At 63.8% G+C, this 15,045-nt stretch carries 13 protein-coding genes; 4 read left to right on the top strand and 9 right to left on the bottom strand.

Going from position 1 to position 15,045, the window contains the following annotated elements:
* Positions 1–235 precede the first annotated feature (235 nt).
* Positions 236–685 carry a universal stress protein gene (locus ABRP30_RS04195; protein ID WP_349976353.1) on the top strand — a complete coding sequence of 150 codons (450 nt, stop codon included), beginning with the start codon at positions 236–238 and terminating at the stop codon, positions 683–685.
* Positions 686–704: 19 nt separating this feature from the next.
* Here ABRP30_RS04195 and ABRP30_RS04190 read toward each other — a convergent pair whose 3' ends face one another.
* From ABRP30_RS04190 to ABRP30_RS04175, 4 genes are read right to left on the bottom strand one after another with little or no spacing between them, the layout of a single operon-like run.
* Positions 705–1,565, bottom strand: coding sequence for an HlyD family secretion protein (locus ABRP30_RS04190; protein WP_349976354.1), 861 nt, complete (start codon positions 1,563–1,565; stop codon positions 705–707).
* A gap of 10 nt (positions 1,566–1,575) precedes the next feature.
* Complete coding sequence (locus ABRP30_RS04185) at positions 1,576–1,776, bottom strand: DUF1656 domain-containing protein (protein WP_241806649.1); 201 nt, start codon at positions 1,774–1,776, stop codon at positions 1,576–1,578.
* Between the two features lie 4 nt (positions 1,777–1,780).
* Positions 1,781–3,958: an FUSC family protein gene (locus tag ABRP30_RS04180; RefSeq protein WP_349976355.1), complete on the bottom strand. Its 2,178-nt coding sequence runs from the start codon at positions 3,956–3,958 to the stop codon at positions 1,781–1,783.
* Positions 3,955–5,484 carry an efflux transporter outer membrane subunit gene (locus ABRP30_RS04175; RefSeq protein WP_349976356.1) on the bottom strand — a complete coding sequence of 510 codons (1,530 nt, stop codon included), beginning with the start codon at positions 5,482–5,484 and terminating at the stop codon, positions 3,955–3,957. The genes ABRP30_RS04180 and ABRP30_RS04175 overlap by 4 nt, the downstream gene beginning before the upstream one ends.
* A 178-nt stretch (positions 5,485–5,662) precedes the next feature.
* Here ABRP30_RS04175 and ABRP30_RS04170 point away from each other — a divergent pair, with 178 nt between their 5' ends.
* Together ABRP30_RS04170 and ABRP30_RS04165 are read left to right on the top strand one after the other, a co-directional pair.
* Positions 5,663–6,610: a LysR family transcriptional regulator gene (locus ABRP30_RS04170; protein WP_349976357.1), complete on the top strand. Its 948-nt coding sequence runs from the start codon at positions 5,663–5,665 to the stop codon at positions 6,608–6,610.
* Positions 6,611–6,716: 106 nt separating this feature from the next.
* Positions 6,717–7,691, top strand: a complete 975-nt coding sequence (locus ABRP30_RS04165; RefSeq protein ID WP_241806596.1) for a D-glycerate dehydrogenase — start codon at positions 6,717–6,719, stop codon at positions 7,689–7,691.
* A gap of 40 nt (positions 7,692–7,731) precedes the next feature.
* Here the strand turns inward: ABRP30_RS04165 and ABRP30_RS04160 are convergent, their stop codons facing one another.
* The 4 genes from ABRP30_RS04160 to ABRP30_RS04145 form a co-directional block, all read right to left on the bottom strand.
* Positions 7,732–8,670, bottom strand: a complete 939-nt coding sequence (locus ABRP30_RS04160) for a glycosyltransferase family 2 protein (RefSeq protein ID WP_267821038.1) — start codon at positions 8,668–8,670, stop codon at positions 7,732–7,734.
* Positions 8,667–9,026 carry a GtrA family protein gene (locus tag ABRP30_RS04155; RefSeq protein ID WP_241806594.1) on the bottom strand — a complete coding sequence of 120 codons (360 nt, stop codon included), beginning with the start codon at positions 9,024–9,026 and terminating at the stop codon, positions 8,667–8,669. The genes ABRP30_RS04160 and ABRP30_RS04155 overlap by 4 nt, the downstream gene beginning before the upstream one ends.
* Before the next feature lie 2 nt (positions 9,027–9,028).
* Positions 9,029–10,462, bottom strand: coding sequence for a glucosyltransferase domain-containing protein (locus ABRP30_RS04150; protein WP_349976358.1), 1,434 nt, complete (start codon positions 10,460–10,462; stop codon positions 9,029–9,031).
* Positions 10,463–10,585: 123 nt separating this feature from the next.
* Positions 10,586–11,509: a DMT family transporter gene (locus tag ABRP30_RS04145; RefSeq protein ID WP_349976359.1), complete on the bottom strand. Its 924-nt coding sequence runs from the start codon at positions 11,507–11,509 to the stop codon at positions 10,586–10,588.
* Between the two features lie 265 nt (positions 11,510–11,774).
* Here ABRP30_RS04145 and ABRP30_RS04140 point away from each other — a divergent pair, with 265 nt between their 5' ends.
* A complete protein-coding gene (locus ABRP30_RS04140) occupies positions 11,775–12,650 on the top strand; it encodes an AraC family transcriptional regulator (RefSeq protein ID WP_267821032.1) in 876 nt (291 codons plus the stop codon).
* Here the strand turns inward: ABRP30_RS04140 and ABRP30_RS04135 are convergent.
* Entirely contained in the window at positions 12,647–15,037 is a 2,391-nt protein-coding gene (locus tag ABRP30_RS04135; protein WP_267821030.1) for a TonB-dependent receptor, read from the bottom strand. The genes ABRP30_RS04140 and ABRP30_RS04135 overlap by 4 nt on opposite strands.
* Positions 15,038–15,045 lie beyond the last annotated feature (8 nt).

Raw genomic sequence — 15,045 nt, 5'->3', positions numbered from 1 at the left:
GACGCAATGCGCTCGTGCGTGGTAGCGCATTTATTTCCATGGCCTGATGAGCCATAAGTAAGGCTGTGACTTTACCGGCCCTATCGCCGGCAAGCCGGCTCCCACAGGGGTGGGGACTGCCCCGGGACATTGGATGGGTGTCCAACTTCCCGGGGGCAGGCCAAACTTGTGGGCCGGCTTGCCGGCGATGGGGCCAGTACAGGCAACCGACCAGCCAGTTTCAGCGAGGATCCTTATGCCCAGCCCCGTCCTGATCGCCATCGACGCCTCCCCTGCCTCGACCGCCCTGCTCACCCTCGCCCGCCGCTACTGCCGGCCCGACGAACACGAACTGCATGTATTGCTGGCCATCGACTCGACGTTCGCCGTGCACGACAAGCCTGCGCCTTACACCGCCGAGGAACTGGAGCAATACCCTGCCGCCTGTGAGGAACAACGCCTGGCCGACCGTGCCGTGGCCGAAGCCGTGGCATCGCTCAAGCAGGCCGGCTTCAGCAGCCAAGGCTGCATGGTCGCAGGGCAACCGGTCGAGGCCATCGTCGCCAAGGCGCAGGAAATCAAGTGCGGGCTGATCATCATGGGCCACCGCCACCTGTCGCGCCTGGGTCGGATGCTGGACCCGTCAGTCAGTGCGAAGGTGATTGACCGGGTCACAGTGCCGGTCTTGGTCGGGGCGGCAGTCTAGACATCGCACAGGCCCGCGTTCACCCATCGCTCGGCGTCACCACCACGGTGCACGTCGTCCCTGCCGCCAGCAGAAACCCGTCCGGCACTTCATCGATGTGTATCCGCACCGGCACCCGCTGGGCCAGGCGCACCCAGTTGAAGGTCGGGTTCACGTCGGCGATCAGCTCGCGGCTCTGCGGGTTATCGCGGTCGTAGATGCCCCGGGCGATGCTCTGCACATGGCCCTTGAGCCGTTCGCCGCTCATCATCTGCAGCTCAGCCTGGTCACCCACCTTCACGTGCGGCAGCTTGGTTTCCTCAAAGAAGCCGTAAACCCAGAACGAGTGTTCATCGACCACCGCCATCACCGCCTCACCGGTACGCGCATAGTCACCTTTGTGGATATTCAGGTTGGTCACGTAGCCATCGACCGTGGCAACGATGCGGGTGCGTGTGAGGTTCAACTCGGCCGCTGCCAGGGCTGCCTGGGCCTGTTGATAGTCGGCCAGCGCGGCGTTGGCGATGTTGCTGGCGTCGTCGCGGTTTTCCTCGGAGATCACCAGGTTGTCCATGTCGGCACGGCGCCGGGCGTTGACCTTGCGCATCTCCCAGGTGGCCTTGCGCGAGGCGACCAGCGCCTTGGCCTGGTCGACGGCCAACTGGTAGTGCTCGGGGTCGATCCGGATCAGCAGGTCGCCCTTCTTCACCCGCTGGTTATCCTTGACCGGTACATCCACCACATAACCGGGCACGTCGGCGGCGACATTGATGATGTCGGCCCGCACGCGCCCGTCGCGGGTCCAGGGCGTCGTCATGTAGTGCAGCCACAACTGGCGACCGATCACCACGGCAGCAGTCAGCACCAGCAAGGTGGCAATCAGGCTGAAGAACTTTTTCATCGAAGGATTCTCACCGGTAGAGCGACAGCGCCAGGGCGCCGAACAGGCAGACGAACAGGCTCAGGCGCAACAGCGCCGGGTGCCAGAAGAAGCGGTAGCCATCATGGCTGGCGATGAAGCGGTCCAGGCCCCAGGCCAGGCCCAGGGCGAACAGGAACATCAAGGTCATGGTGGGCATGTACACGCCATGGAAGGCGATTTCACGGGGCATGAGTTCACGGAGCATCGTGCAATCCTTTCGCCGTAGCCAACGGCGACTGTGGGTCGAGCAGGGAGGAACGGATGAAGTGCAGGTAGCTCTGCACGCGGCGCAGTACCGAGGTGTCGAAGTGCCGGGCGAAGGGTTCGTCGGTGGCCTGCACACGGCTGATGGCATGGTCGACAGCCACCAGCGCGCGCTCGTGGTTGCTGGCACTGGGCTGCAGGAACAGCCGCGCCAGCGCCCGGCCCATGACACGAATTGCCTGGCGCCAAGGCTGCGACTCGGCATACGCCGGGTGGACGGGTGCGCGGGCCTGCTCCTTGCGCAGCTCGATGACCGCATGGCCGATTTCCAGCACCGTCAACATCCAGCCCATCAGCTCGCTTTGTACCTGCGGCTTGCCGGCGGCCAGGCCATAGGCCTGGTGCAACAGGTCACGGGTGCGGCTTTCGAACGCCGAGCCCAGGCCGCGCAGGCGACCGCTGATGGCGAACAGCACCTGCTCGCGCAGTTCCTGCTCCAGGCGGCTCCACAACCAGCGGCTGTTGGGCGGCAGGATGATCGCCCCCGCCGCAGCGCAGACGAACATACCGATGACCATGCCGATGTAGTCGTTGATGAAGGTGTAAGGGTCGTACACGGTCAGGTTGTTAGGCACTGAGCCGATGGCGAAGAACACCAGCAGGCCTATGCCGTAACCCGCGTAGGCAGGCCGCGAAGACAGGAAGGCACCCAGCGTGAACACCGGCGCCAGCACCATGCACAGCAGCGCGAAGCCGTCGATCCAAGGGAACACGAAGAAGGTTTCGAAGAAGCCGATGAACGCCCCGATCGCCGTCCCGCAGGCCATTTGGAACGACATGCGCTTGGGGTTCGGCGAAGCCGCCGACAGGCCTACGGTGACGGTGGCGATCAAGGTCATCATGCCCCCACTTGGCCAGTCGCTGAGCAGCCAGTAGCTGCCCAGCAGCAACAGCACCGCCGAGGCGCGCACGCCGGCGGCCAGCGATACCAGCCAGCTGGTCTGGGCCACGTAAGGCTCATCCCACTGCTCGCGCTCATGCGTGTGCGCGGCCAGGGAGGCGTGGGTTTCGGCGTAGCTGTACATCTCGTCGACGAAGCGATAGAGCAGCTCGAAAGCGGTATGGAAATCGAGCTGGTCGGACTCGCTGGGGTCGGTCAGCAGGTATTCGGCGCGCAGGCCACGTACCTGAGCCTGCAGGCCCTCTTTGTAGGCCGCCAGCTCCAGCGTCAGGCGCAGCGCATCGGCATCGGTCAGCGCGCGCCCGACATAGGGCTCAAGCAGCTCGACCAAGGTGTTCAAACCCGGCTCGATGGCCCCGACGATGGTGAGCGGCCCACGGGCGCGCAGGCGTTCAAGCAACCGGTGCAGGGCGTTGAAGCGCGTGGTGATGGCCATGAACTCGCTGTTCATGCGCACCAGGCGGCCAGAGCGCCTGCGCATGTGCGGGTCTTCGAAGGCAGTGACGTTGCGCAGGCTTTCCAGGCCGACCGCCTCGGCGACGAACCTGACGTTGCTGGTTTCGAAACGGTCTCGCTGGCTGTCACCACGCAAGGCCTCGACCACGACCCCGGCGAACACGCCAAAACGCTGGTACAGCGCATTGCGCATGGCGGCGCTGGCCGACTGCGGCAGGACCGCGGCGCTGACGAAGGTCGAAACGAGGATGCCCAAGCCAATCTCCAGCACCCGCCATACCGCCGCCATGAACGCTTGGTCTGGGTGTTCCAGCACCGGCAGGCCGGTCATGGCCGCGGTGTAGCCGGCCAGCACGAAACCATAAGCGCGAAAGGTGCGGTAGCGCATGGCGCCCGCCGAACACAGGCCCACCCACAGCGCCAGGCTGGGCAGGAACAGCTCAGTGTTCTGCGCGAACAGGGCAATCAGCGCCACCATCATCGCCGAGCCGGCCAGGGTGCCGAGCACCCGGTAGAAACTCTTGGCGAAGACATGGCCGCTCTGCGGCTGCATGACGATGAACACGGTGATCATCGCCGTGCGCGGCTGTGGCAGCTCCAGGCGCATGGCCAGCCACAAGGTGATGAACGCAGCGGCCAGCACCTTGCAGATGTAGACCCACGTCACCCCGTCGGTACGCGCCCAGGCAAAGAAACCCCGGCGCCATTCCAGGCTGTGCAGCCAGCGCAGGGGCAGGCTCGATGCACTCATTCGGCGTGGTCCGGTTTGCGGTCGAAAACAGCCAGGCTGGCTGGGGTGGTCGGCGCTGCCTGGCGCTCCTGCTCAGGCACGTCCTTGCCGGCCTGCAGGCCACCGCCCAGGGCGGTCACCAGCTCGGCATGGGCGATCAGGCGCGCGGCTTGCACCTGCTGCTGCACGTTCTGCTGGCGCAGCAGCAAGGTCTGGGCATTGAGCACGTTGAGGTAGTCGGTCAGGCCCCGCTGAAAGGCGATCATGGCGATGTCGTAGGTCTTCTGTGCAGCGGCCACGGATTCAGCGGCGAAATGCGCCTGTTCCTGCATCGACTCACGGCGGATCAACTGGTCGGAAATGTGCTTCAACGCGCCAATGACCGTCTGGTTGTAGCGCGCCACGGCCACGTCATAGCCCGCCGCAGCCGCCCCCAGCTGCGAGCGCAAGCGGCCGCCGTCGAAGATGGGCAGGCTGACGGCCGGCCCGACGTTGTAGTTGAACTTGCGCCCGCTGAGAAATTCCAGCGGCCCGCCACCGGTGGCCATGAAGCCCAGGCTGCCGACCAGGTCGACGTTAGGGAAGAAGCCAGCGTGAGCGACGTCGATGCCACGCGCCTGGGCGGCCACCTGCCAGCGGCTGGCAACCACGTCGGGGCGCTGGCCGACCAGCTCGGCCGGCAGCGCAGACGGCAGCTGCACAGGGGCGGCAAGGGTCAGGCTGGGGCGCTGGATCTGCGCGCCCTCCCCTGGCCCCTTGCCCGCCAGCGCAGCCAGCTGGTTGCGGGTAAGCGCGATTTCTTCGTCGAGGCTGTCCAGTTGGCGATGGGTTTCGGGCAGCGGGGCCTCGGCCTGGCTGACCTCCAGATGGGTACCGATACCGCCGTCCAGGCGGCGCTTGGCCAAAGCCAGAATCTGCTCCTGCTGCTTGAGCTCGGCCTGGACGATGTCACGCTGGGCGAAGTGCAGGCTCAACTGAATGTAGGCACGCACCACGTTGTTCTGCAGTTCCAGTTGCGCCTGGCGGGCCTCGGCCACGCTCATGTGCGCCTGGTCCACGGCCTGTTCGCTGGCGTTGCGTTCGCGCCCCCAAAGGTCCAGGGCATAGCTGAAGCCGATGGCGGCGTTGTTGTCCCAGGTGTTGGCACCCGACAGTGCGCCAGGGCCGTAGAACGGGTCTTCAGGCCAGTTGTGGCGCTTGAGCGACGCCTGGCCGTTGGCCTGCAGCTGTTCTGCCGACTCGACCACGCCGGCCATGGCCTTGGCTGCGCGCACCCGCGCTGCGGCCATGGCCAGGCTCGGGCTACCCGCCACGGCCAGGTCCAGCCAATGGTTCAGTTGCGGGTCATGGTAGGCACGCCACCACTGCTGGTCGGGCCAGTGGGCATCGCTGGCGGCTGCACGGATGGCTGCGTCGGTGGTCAAGGTATTGGCTTGGAGGGTCTTGCTTTGTGGGGCAATGCCCCAGGTTCCGATACAGCCGCTCAAGGTGAGGCTAATGGCACAGGCACTGAACGCCTGAAGCGTTCTGATGATGCGACGCGGCACAGCTGCGATTTCCCGAGGAAGAGGTGGAGGGCTGGGCAATTCTAGGGGGCGGCCGCACTGGCGATAAGCGTGGATTCCTGCGAATCTTTGTTACCAAAACAGCGATAATCCGGCTTTGGTCGAAGGCACATGCAACTTACTTCGTGACACAATTTGCCCTCTACCTTGAGAGTGACCCATGGACACCCTGCAAAACATGCGTGCTTTCAGTTGCGTAGCCCAGCTTGGCAGTTTCACTGCTGCTGCGGCGCAACTGGATACGACCACCGCGAACGTGTCGCGGGCGGTCTCCAACCTGGAAGCCCATCTGCAAACCCGGCTGCTGAACCGAACCACGCGGCGCATCGCCCTGACCGAGGCGGGCAAGCGTTACCTGATGCGCTGTGAACAGATCCTGACCTACGTCGAAGAGGCCGAAGCCGAGGCGAGCGATGCGCATGCCCGCCCTGCCGGGCAATTGAAGGTGCATTCGATGACCGGGGTCGGCCAGCACTTCGTGGTCGATGCCATCGCCCGCTACCGCGAGTCGCACCCGGACGTGACGTTCGACCTGACCATGGCCAACCGCGTGCCCGACCTGCTCGACGAAGGCTATGACGTGTCCATCGTGCTGGCCACCGAGCTGCCGGACTCGGGCTTCGTGTCGCAGCGTCTGGGCATTACCTACAGCATCGTCTGCGCCTCGCCCGACTATGTGGCCAGGCACGGCTTCGCGCACAAGCCGGTCGACCTGCTGCAGCATGCCTGCCTGCGCATGGTCAGCCCGGTGATCCCGCTGGAAAAGTGGTTGTTCGACGGCCCGGAGGGCCAGGAGCTGGTCCACATCAGCAGTTCGCCGTTCCAGGTCAATTCTGCCGACGCGATGAAAACCGCGATTCGCAGCGGCATGGGCATGGGCGTGCTGCCGATCTACTCGGCCATCGAGGGTTTGCGTGATGGCAGCCTGGTACGGGTGATGCCGGACTACAGGCTGCAGGAGCTGAACCTGTATGCGATCTACCCGTCGCGCCAGTATCTGGATGCGAAGATCAAGACCTGGGTGGAGTACCTGCGCAATTCCTTGCCAGAAATTCTCGCAGCCCACGAAGCGGACCTGAAAACCCACGAGTTGCTCATCGCGAACTGAAGCAGCTGCAAGCTGCAAGCAACAGCAGGGCCGTGCACGCGCTGCTTTTTCTTGCAGCTTGAAGCTTGCAGCTTGTAGCTTCCACCTTTTGCCCGGAAGTAGCCCGATGAAAAAGACCGTCCTGGCCTTCAGCCGCATAACCCCGGCCATGGCCGAGCGCCTGCAGCAAGATTTCAACGTGATCGTGCCCAACCCCAAGCTCGGCGACATCAGTGCCCAGTTCAATGAAGCCTTGCCCGAAGCCCACGGCCTGATCGGCGCCGGTCGCAAGCTCGGCCGCGCGCAACTCGAAGGGGCCGCCAAACTGGAAGTGGTGTCCAGCGTCTCGGTGGGCTACGACAACTACGACGTCGACTACTTCAACGAGCGCGGCATCGCCCTGACCAACACGCCGGACGTGCTGACCGAAAGCACCGCCGACCTGGGCTTCTCGCTGATCATGGGCTGCGCACGGCGCACGGCCGAACTGGACGCCTGGACCAAGGCCGGCCAATGGCAGGCCACCGTCGGCCCAGCGCATTTCGGCAGCGACGTGCACGGCAAGACGCTGGGCATCGTCGGCCTGGGCAACATCGGCGCGGCCGTCGCCCGCCGTGGCCGCTTCGGTTTCAACATGCCGGTGCTGTATGCCGGCAACAGCCGCAAACCAGCACTGGAGCAGGAGCTCGGGGCCCAATACCGCAGCCTTGAGCAACTGCTGGCAGAATCCGATTTCGTCTGCATCGTGGTGCCGCTGTCCGACGCCACCCGCAAGCTGATCGGCGCTCGCGAGCTGAAGCTGATGAAGCCGAGCGCCTTCCTGATCAACATCGCCCGTGGCCCGGTGGTCGACGAAGCAGCGCTGGTCGAGGCGCTGCAAAACGGCACCATTCGCGGCGCGGGCCTGGATGTCTACGAAAAGGAGCCGCTGAGCGAGTCGCCGCTGTTCAAACTGCCCAATGCCCTGACGCTGCCGCACATCGGTTCGGCCACCGCCGAAACCCGTGAGGCCATGGCCAACCGGGCAATGGACAACCTGCGCGCTGCGCTGCTGGGCGAACGGCCGCGGGATCTGGTGAATCCACAGGTGTGGAAGGGCTGACAACGCGTATTCGCCGCGAAGAGGCCAGCACAGGCAACCTTCACATGGGTTGCCTGTGCCGCCTCACTACCTTGCGCACCACGTACCGGGGCCGATGCTTGGTCTCCTGGTAGATCCGCCCTATGTATTCGCCCAATATTCCGATGCCGATCAACTGCACCCCGCCCAGGAACAGCACTGCCGTCATCAACGACGGATAGCCCGGCACATCGTTTCCGAACAGCATTTTGTCGATCACCATGTACATCGCAAACACGAACGCCGACAGCGATACCCCTCCACCCACGTAACTCCATAGCCGCAAAGGCACCGTGCTGAACGAGGTAATGCCATCCAGGGCCAGGTTCCATAGCCGCCAGAAGCTGAATTTGCTGGTGCCCGCCGTGCGTTCGGGCCGGTCGTACTCGACGATTTCGGTACGAAAACCCACCCAGGACAACACACCTTTCATGAACAACTGCTGCTCCGGCAACTGGCGGATGGCGGCCACCACCTTGCGGTCCAACAGGCGAAAATCACCGACGTTTTCCTCGATCCGGGTCGAGGCGATGCGGTTGTGCAAGCGGTAATACAGGCGTGCAGTCCAACGCTTGAGCCGGGTGTCGGTCGCACGGCTACGGCGCTTGGCCAGCACGACGTCGGCCCCCTGCTGCCACAGCTCGATCATCTGTGCGATCAGCTCTACAGGGTCCTGCAGGTCGACGTCGATCGGCACCACCGCATCGCCATTGGCGTATTCGAGGCCCGCGAACAGGGCGGACTCCTTGCCGAAATTGCGCGAGAAGTTGACCACCGTGACCCATTCATCGCGCGCCGCCAACTCGGTGCAAATCTGCTCGCTGGCATCGCTGCTGCCATCGTTGACCAGCAGGATCTCGACCGTCACCCCCTGCAGCGTCGGCTCGCTGCGTACCGCATGATAAAAGCGTTCAAGGGTGTCCTGCTCGTTGTACAGGGGCGCGACCAGGGTAATGTTCATGCCTCCCTCCGCTTGAAAACCACCGCGTGCGAGTAGCTGTAGCCGACGATCAGGCTGGTGGCTGAAAACGTAAGCACGGTCAACCAGGGCGACAACTGCGCCCAATCGGCGATGGCCCCGAGCACTAGGCTGATGCCACCCATGCCGGCCATGAACACCAGGTAGTGCGACCCCGTTGGCCTGACGGCAAAGGTAAAGCGGGCATTGATGTGATAGGACACCGTTGCCGCCACGGCGAAGGCCAGCAGGTTGCTCTGCCCCTGATTCAACCCCAGCGCCAGCGCCCCCCAGAACACCAACCCGTGCAAGGCGGTATTACCGATGCCAACCAGGCCATAGCGAGCGAAACGAACCATGATCAGTGCTCCTGTCCGGTTGCCTGCGGCAGCTTGATCAGCACATAAGCGGCATCACCCACCAAATGGATGTCATAGAACCTGCTCACGACCCGTGGCGAGGGACTGCGGGCCAGTACCTGCCGACGGGTCAGCGGCGGCGACTGGTAGAACGTGCGAGGGTCGTCGATACCCACCCGCGGGAGCATTTCTGGCAGCATCACATACCGGTTCGCATCGATGACTTCGATCGCTGGCATATGCGCCAAGGTACCTTTGGCAGCAGGCACCCAAAGCCTGGACTGCCAATAGCCGAGCAGGTAGTAATGCCTGGCTGCGGCCAGCTCCGGCTGGGACGAGAGGTCATGGGCAACGGACTGGGCGACTGCTTGGTGCAAGGCCTTCTGCAGCATCAGCACCCGGCCGTACGCAAAGGACATGGAGAGCATGAACACGATCGAGGTGGCCAGAACGAACAGGCGCACACGGGGCAACGCTGCCAAGGCGTCGTGCACCACGTAAAGCAACATGGTCAGCGCGGCACCCAGGCCCATCAGTACCCGCGCGGTGGGGTCGAAGTGCTCCAGGAACAGAATGAGGCCTGGAATGCATAGCAGTATCAGGGCAACCGGTAACAGTAATGCCGCGACCAACCCCAGCCGCTCGCTCAAGGCGTAGGGACGACGCCACAGTGCTTGCATCTTGCGGCCCAATGAGAATGCCGCCAACAGGCACAAACCGAGGGCACCCCAGAACACCCAAGGTGTGAGCAACACGCTGACAACTTCCACCGTAGCCGCAAGGCGCTGGGATATTTCAGTCAGCCACAGCCCGTCGAAAGCAAGCAGCGCCGTACGCCCACTGCGCACCATCCAGGCGCAGGACACATAGAAAAGCCCCACGCCAACCAGCAACTGCCCCAAGCGCACCGCTGCAACCTTGCAAACCATTGCAAACCGGCTGCCGTTCATGACCAAACGCATGATTTCCAGGCAACACAAACCCGCGAATACGTTCAGGCCGGGTTGGTAGAGCGCAGCGCTGGCGGCCACCAGCAACGTGCCGCCGAGCCATGGTTTCGACCATTGGCAGCCAAGGGTGATCGCCCAGACGCTACACGCCAGCGACAAGGCCATCGACACCCCATCATATTGATAGGAAAGGTTCTGCAGGAAGAAGGGCTGCATCCACAACGGCAACACCACCAGCACGGCACTCACCGTCGGTAGCGTGAACCAGTGCTGCACCAGGTTGGCCAGCGCGTGTGCGGTAATCAGCACGGCAAGCAGCAACGGCAATGGGTAAAGGTTCACAGCAGCGGGGCCGAAACTCAGTACGGCATTGAGCAAGGCGGCCAGCGGCCGACCGTCTTGCACCCAGTCATTGCGTGCCAGGTACTGGCGCGCGTAGTCGTCCAGGACTGACATGTCGGCCATCAGCAGCGGGACGATATGCAACAGCAACGCTGCTGAACACGTTAGCCAAAGCTGTGTAGAGGACAGTGTTCTGAAGGAGTACGGCATTGGTTTCCCCAGCGATTTGCGGCCTAGTCTTAGCCATGCTGCAAATACGCGCACCTGTCATTTCTGACAGTTGCCAATGCCCCCGCCAACATGCAACACACCAGCAGCCACGGGCCTTGGCTTGCGAAACACCAGCACGTTACCCGCCATCACCGCGACCATCCCGAGCAACGCGGGGGCTGTCCATTGATAGCCTTCGGCAAACGCCGACACATTCAGCGCCACCAGCGGGAACAGCACCGTGCAATATGCAGCGCGCTCCGCGCCCATGCGCCCGACCAACGTCAGGTAGGCGGTGAAGCCGATCACCGAGCCCGGTATCACCAGGTACAGCAGCGAGCCGACATAGCGCGTGTCCCACTCCATCGCAAAGGGAATACCGCTGATCAGGCAATACACGGACAACAAAGCGGCCCCATAGACCATCCCCCACGCATTGGTGGTCATGGGCTTGAGGCCGGCTTTCTGCTGCATGCTCGACAACATGTTGCCTGCCGAGAAGCACAGCGTACCGAGCAAGGCCAGGCCGAGGCCATAAAGCGTTTCGCGGCTTGCCGCATGGTGCGACAACTCCGGCCAGAACAGCAGGCCCAACCCCAAAAGGCCAAGCGCGCCGCCAGCGAGTACGTTGCTGGCGACCCTCTGCCCGAAGAAGATCCGTGCGTTCAGCGCATTCCACAATGTGGCAGTGGAGAACACCACGGCGATCAGGCCACTGGCAATCCACTGGCTGGCGGTGAGGAAACACATGAAATTGACGCAAAACAGGCACAGCCCCTGCGCCAGACACAACAGGTGACCGCGCCGATTCATCGGCTGCAGGCGGCGGGTAAGCAGCAGGATGGCGAACAGGATCAGGCCAGCCAAGGCAAAGCGGTAGACGATCGACACCGGGATGGCGACTTCGCCCAATTGCAGTTTCAGCGCGAGCCAGGTGGTACCCCAGATCAGGACGGTGAGCAGGTACAGGGAAAGGTTCATGGGGGGTTCCTTAGGCATACGACCTTCATAGCGGGGGCACCATGCGGCCCATCGCCGGCAGGTCGGCCTCCACAGGTTCGGCTGCGTACTTGAAAGCGGCACCTGTGAGCGCTGGCTTGCCGGCGATCGAGGGCGCAGCCCTCGCCAGAGCCATCAGTGTTCGCTTCGGCCAGTGCTGTGCGCTTGCACAAACTTGCGCTTTTCAACGCCCAGGGAGCTGCCACCTCGGCGCATCGGCAGTACGATGGCAACAGAGGAATCGCCCATGACCCCACTGAACCAGCTGCACGTATTCAACGCCATGCATGCCTCGCCCCACGCCAGGCTGGAACTGAGCGCGCACCTGGGCGATGGGCTGGCCGCGGCACTGTGGAGCAACCGTGACGACGCCCGCGACTACCAGGCGCCCAGTCACCACACGCTGTCGTGCTACATCGCCCACGGCACGGGCACCTTTCGCCGCCAACGCCCCGCCGACAAAGGGGCACCGGGCAAACTGTGCATCATGCCGGCCGGCCACGAGTCCAACTGGGTGGTCAATGGGCAGCTGCGCCTGGCGCACCTGTACATCAGCGAGGTGCAGTTCGCCCTGGGCTGCGTGCGCCTGCTCGACCGGGAACCGCGGGAGATGCAACTGCAGGAAGCGACGTTTCTCGACGACCCACGGCAGTCCATGCGTTTTCGCCAGTTGATCAGCCTGGCCTGGGAGGAGCCAGGCGAGCGCTTGCTGGCCAGCAGCCTGGCACACGAGATCGTCGATCACGCCGTGCTCAGCCAGGTGGGGCCGCGCCAGGGGTTACGCCTCAAAGGCGGGTTGGCACCGAACCTGCGCCGGCAACTGGTGGACTACATCGAGGCACACCTGGATCAGCCCCTCACCCTCGGTGAGTTGGCCGTGCGTTGCAACCTCTCCGAGTATCACTTCGCACGCATGTTCCGCACCAGCTTCGGCGTGCCACCGCACCAGTATCTGCTGGCCCGCCGGTTGTATCGGGCCTGCCAGCTGCTGCGCCTGGGGCAGTTGCCGTTGGGAGACGTTGCGTTGCTGTGCGGGTTTGCCAGTGCCAGCCATTTCAGCAATCGCTTTCGCCAGGCAGTCGGCGCGACACCTGGCGATTATCGCGCCGCCTTCAGCCACTAGAACTCAAACGTACTCGACAGGCTCACCTGGCGTGCATCACCTATGGCGACGAAGTACTGGTTGACCGCCGAGCTGTAGTACACCTTGTCGAACAGGTTCTTCACGTTCAGTTGCAGGCGCACGTTGTGCTCGTCCAGCTTGGTCTCATACGTGGCGAAGGCATCGGCCACGGTGTAGCTGGGCAGGTCGAAGGTATTGGTCGAGTTGCCCGGGCGCTCGCCGACATAACGGGCTCCGGCACCGAAACGCAAACGGTCGCCGCCGAACAGGCTGCCGAAGTCGTACACCGCCGACAACGAGCCACTGTGCCTGGCCACGTTCTGCAGGCGGTTACCCTCGAGGTCTGGGTCCTTGGTCACCTTGGCGTCGGAGTAGGCATAACTGCCGATCAGGCTCCAACGCTCACTGAGCTGCCCGGTGAGGTCGAGCTCCACCCCTCTGGAACTGACCTCGCCCGCATTGCTGTAGACCGTATCGCCGGTACCGCTGTCGAAGTTGGCGACCAGCACGTTGCGTTTGGTGATGTCGAACAGCGCCAGGGTGCCGGTCAGGCTGCCGGGCATGTCGAGCTTGGCCCCCAGCTCCCACGATTTGCCCTCTTCGGGCGCAATCGACGAATCCAGCACCACGCCGCCGGTCAGCGGGGCAATGCTGGAGTTGGGCTTGAACGACTCGCTGTAACTGCCATAGAACGACAACTGTTCATCGACCTTGTAGACGATACCGGCATGCGGTACCCAGGCCTGGCCACGGGTGTCGGTATTGGCCTTGAACGGCCGGCCGCGGCCAGCGTATTGGTCGTACTGCTGAAAGCGTGCGCCGGCCACCAGTATCCAGTGCTCATCCAGGTGCACTGCGTCCTGCAGGAACAGCGCGTCGGTGCGCAGCTTGTCGGTCTGGTCACTGTCGCTGGCGCGCACCGTGCTCCCCTCCACTTCCTGGCCGTAGACCGGGTTCACATAGCTGAAGGAGGACTGCGCGCTCTGCCGAATCAGGTCGCCGCGAAAGACCTTGCGGTCTTCGTGATCGATGCCCATCAGCAGGTCATGCTGCATGCCGGCCAGCTCCAGGTTGCCAGTCAGGCTGAGGGTGGCGAACTGGTCGCGACTCATGGCGTTGTGGGTGCCATCGATGCTGCGTGTGAGCGTGCCCTTGGTTTCGTTGACACCGGTCACGCGCACCTGGCTGGCGTCGTAAGTCTCGCGGTTGAAGCTGTAGCCAACGTGCAGCTTCCAATCGTCGGCCAACTGGTGATCGACCTCCAGGCGATACAGGTCGGAGCGGCCTTCCATGTCGTTGAAGGGTTCATCCAGGCGGCGCGTGGCCGGAATGTCCAGCGGGTGGCCGTTGCTGCCGAAGGCGGTGCCCCGGTCGAACGGGTAGAGAAATTCACGGTGCTCGTAGGCCAGCACCACCTGGGTGTCCTCGCCAAGCCAGGCCAGCGACGGCGCCACCAGCGATTCGCGGTGCACGCCATAGTTACGCCAGTAATCCTCGTCTTCATGGTCGACGATCAAGCGGTAGGCGAAGTGGCTGTCGCCCAGTGCCCCGGTGCTGTCGAAACCGCCGCCGCTGCCATTCTTGCCGCTGCCGTAGGTCGAGCCGCGCACGTTCAGGGCGTTGTACTGCTGCAATTGCGGGCGCTTGCTGACCACGTTGATCACCCCGCCCGGGTCCTGGATGCCATAAAGCAGCGAAGCCGGCCCCTTGAGTACCTCGACCCGTTCGGTACTCGCATTGAGGCTACGCCCCTGCACCACGGGCATGCCGTCGCGCATGATCGAACCGTCGCGGTTGTCGCCGAAGCCGCGCTTCATCACCGTGTCGGAGGTGCCACCGAAATTGTTGCCCTGGGTGATGCCGCTGACGTTGGCCAGGGCATCATCCAGGTTGCGCGGGGCCTGGTCGCGAATGACCTGGGCCGGGACCACGTTGATGGCTTGGGGGATATCCTGGGACGGGCCCTGGCCACGCATGATCGAGGCGCTGGCCGGCGGCTGGTAGCTGTAGGTGTCCATCTGCGAGGTCACCGTGGTGGCCTGCAGGTTGAGCGCACCGGAGGTGTCCACAGGTTCGAGCGTCAGCGTGCGGGCGTCGACCCGGCGCCACGTCAGGCCAGCGTTGCCCAGCAACTGCTGCAGCGCCTGTTCGGCACTGAACGTACCCTGCAGGGCCGGTGCCTGCACGGCAGGCAGTTCCAAGGTGTAGACCACGCTCTGGCCGGTGGCGCGGCTGAAGGCACTGAGCGCCAGAGGCAAGGGCTGGCTCGGCTGGGCGAACCTGTGCAGTTCGAGCTGTTCGGCGGCGAAGATACCAGGGGCAGCAGCCAAGGCCGAAAGCGCAGAAAGACCAAGCCAGAGGGGGACGCAACGGTGGGTGAACTTCATGGACGCTG

The organism is Pseudomonas sp. WHRI 8519 (assembly GCF_040224055.2).
GTDB lineage: Bacteria > Pseudomonadota > Gammaproteobacteria > Pseudomonadales > Pseudomonadaceae > Aquipseudomonas > Aquipseudomonas putida_X.
The sequence above is the reverse complement of the archived record's forward strand: the minus strand, read 5'-3'. Positions and strand labels throughout refer to the sequence as shown.

Bases quoted from the DNA above. Each gene is read 5' to 3' on its own strand.
- ABRP30_RS04195 (WP_349976353.1), top strand. From the start codon at position 236: ATGCCCAGCCCCGTCCTGATCGCCATCGACGCCTCCCCTGCCTCGACC.
- ABRP30_RS04190 (WP_349976354.1), bottom strand. From the start codon at position 1,565: ATGAAAAAGTTCTTCAGCCTGATTGCCACCTTGCTGGTGCTGACTGCT.
- ABRP30_RS04185 (WP_241806649.1), bottom strand. From the start codon at position 1,776: ATGCCCCGTGAAATCGCCTTCCATGGCGTGTACATGCCCACCATGACC.
- ABRP30_RS04180 (WP_349976355.1), bottom strand. From the start codon at position 3,958: ATGAGTGCATCGAGCCTGCCCCTGCGCTGGCTGCACAGCCTGGAATGG.
- ABRP30_RS04170 (WP_349976357.1), top strand. From the start codon at position 5,663: ATGGACACCCTGCAAAACATGCGTGCTTTCAGTTGCGTAGCCCAGCTT.
- ABRP30_RS04165 (WP_241806596.1), top strand. From the start codon at position 6,717: ATGAAAAAGACCGTCCTGGCCTTCAGCCGCATAACCCCGGCCATGGCC.
- ABRP30_RS04160 (WP_267821038.1), bottom strand. From the start codon at position 8,670: ATGAACATTACCCTGGTCGCGCCCCTGTACAACGAGCAGGACACCCTT.
- ABRP30_RS04155 (WP_241806594.1), bottom strand. From the start codon at position 9,026: ATGGTTCGTTTCGCTCGCTATGGCCTGGTTGGCATCGGTAATACCGCC.
- ABRP30_RS04145 (WP_349976359.1), bottom strand. From the start codon at position 11,509: ATGAACCTTTCCCTGTACCTGCTCACCGTCCTGATCTGGGGTACCACC.
- ABRP30_RS04140 (WP_267821032.1), top strand. From the start codon at position 11,775: ATGACCCCACTGAACCAGCTGCACGTATTCAACGCCATGCATGCCTCG.
- ABRP30_RS04135 (WP_267821030.1), bottom strand. From the start codon at position 15,037: ATGAAGTTCACCCACCGTTGCGTCCCCCTCTGGCTTGGTCTTTCTGCG.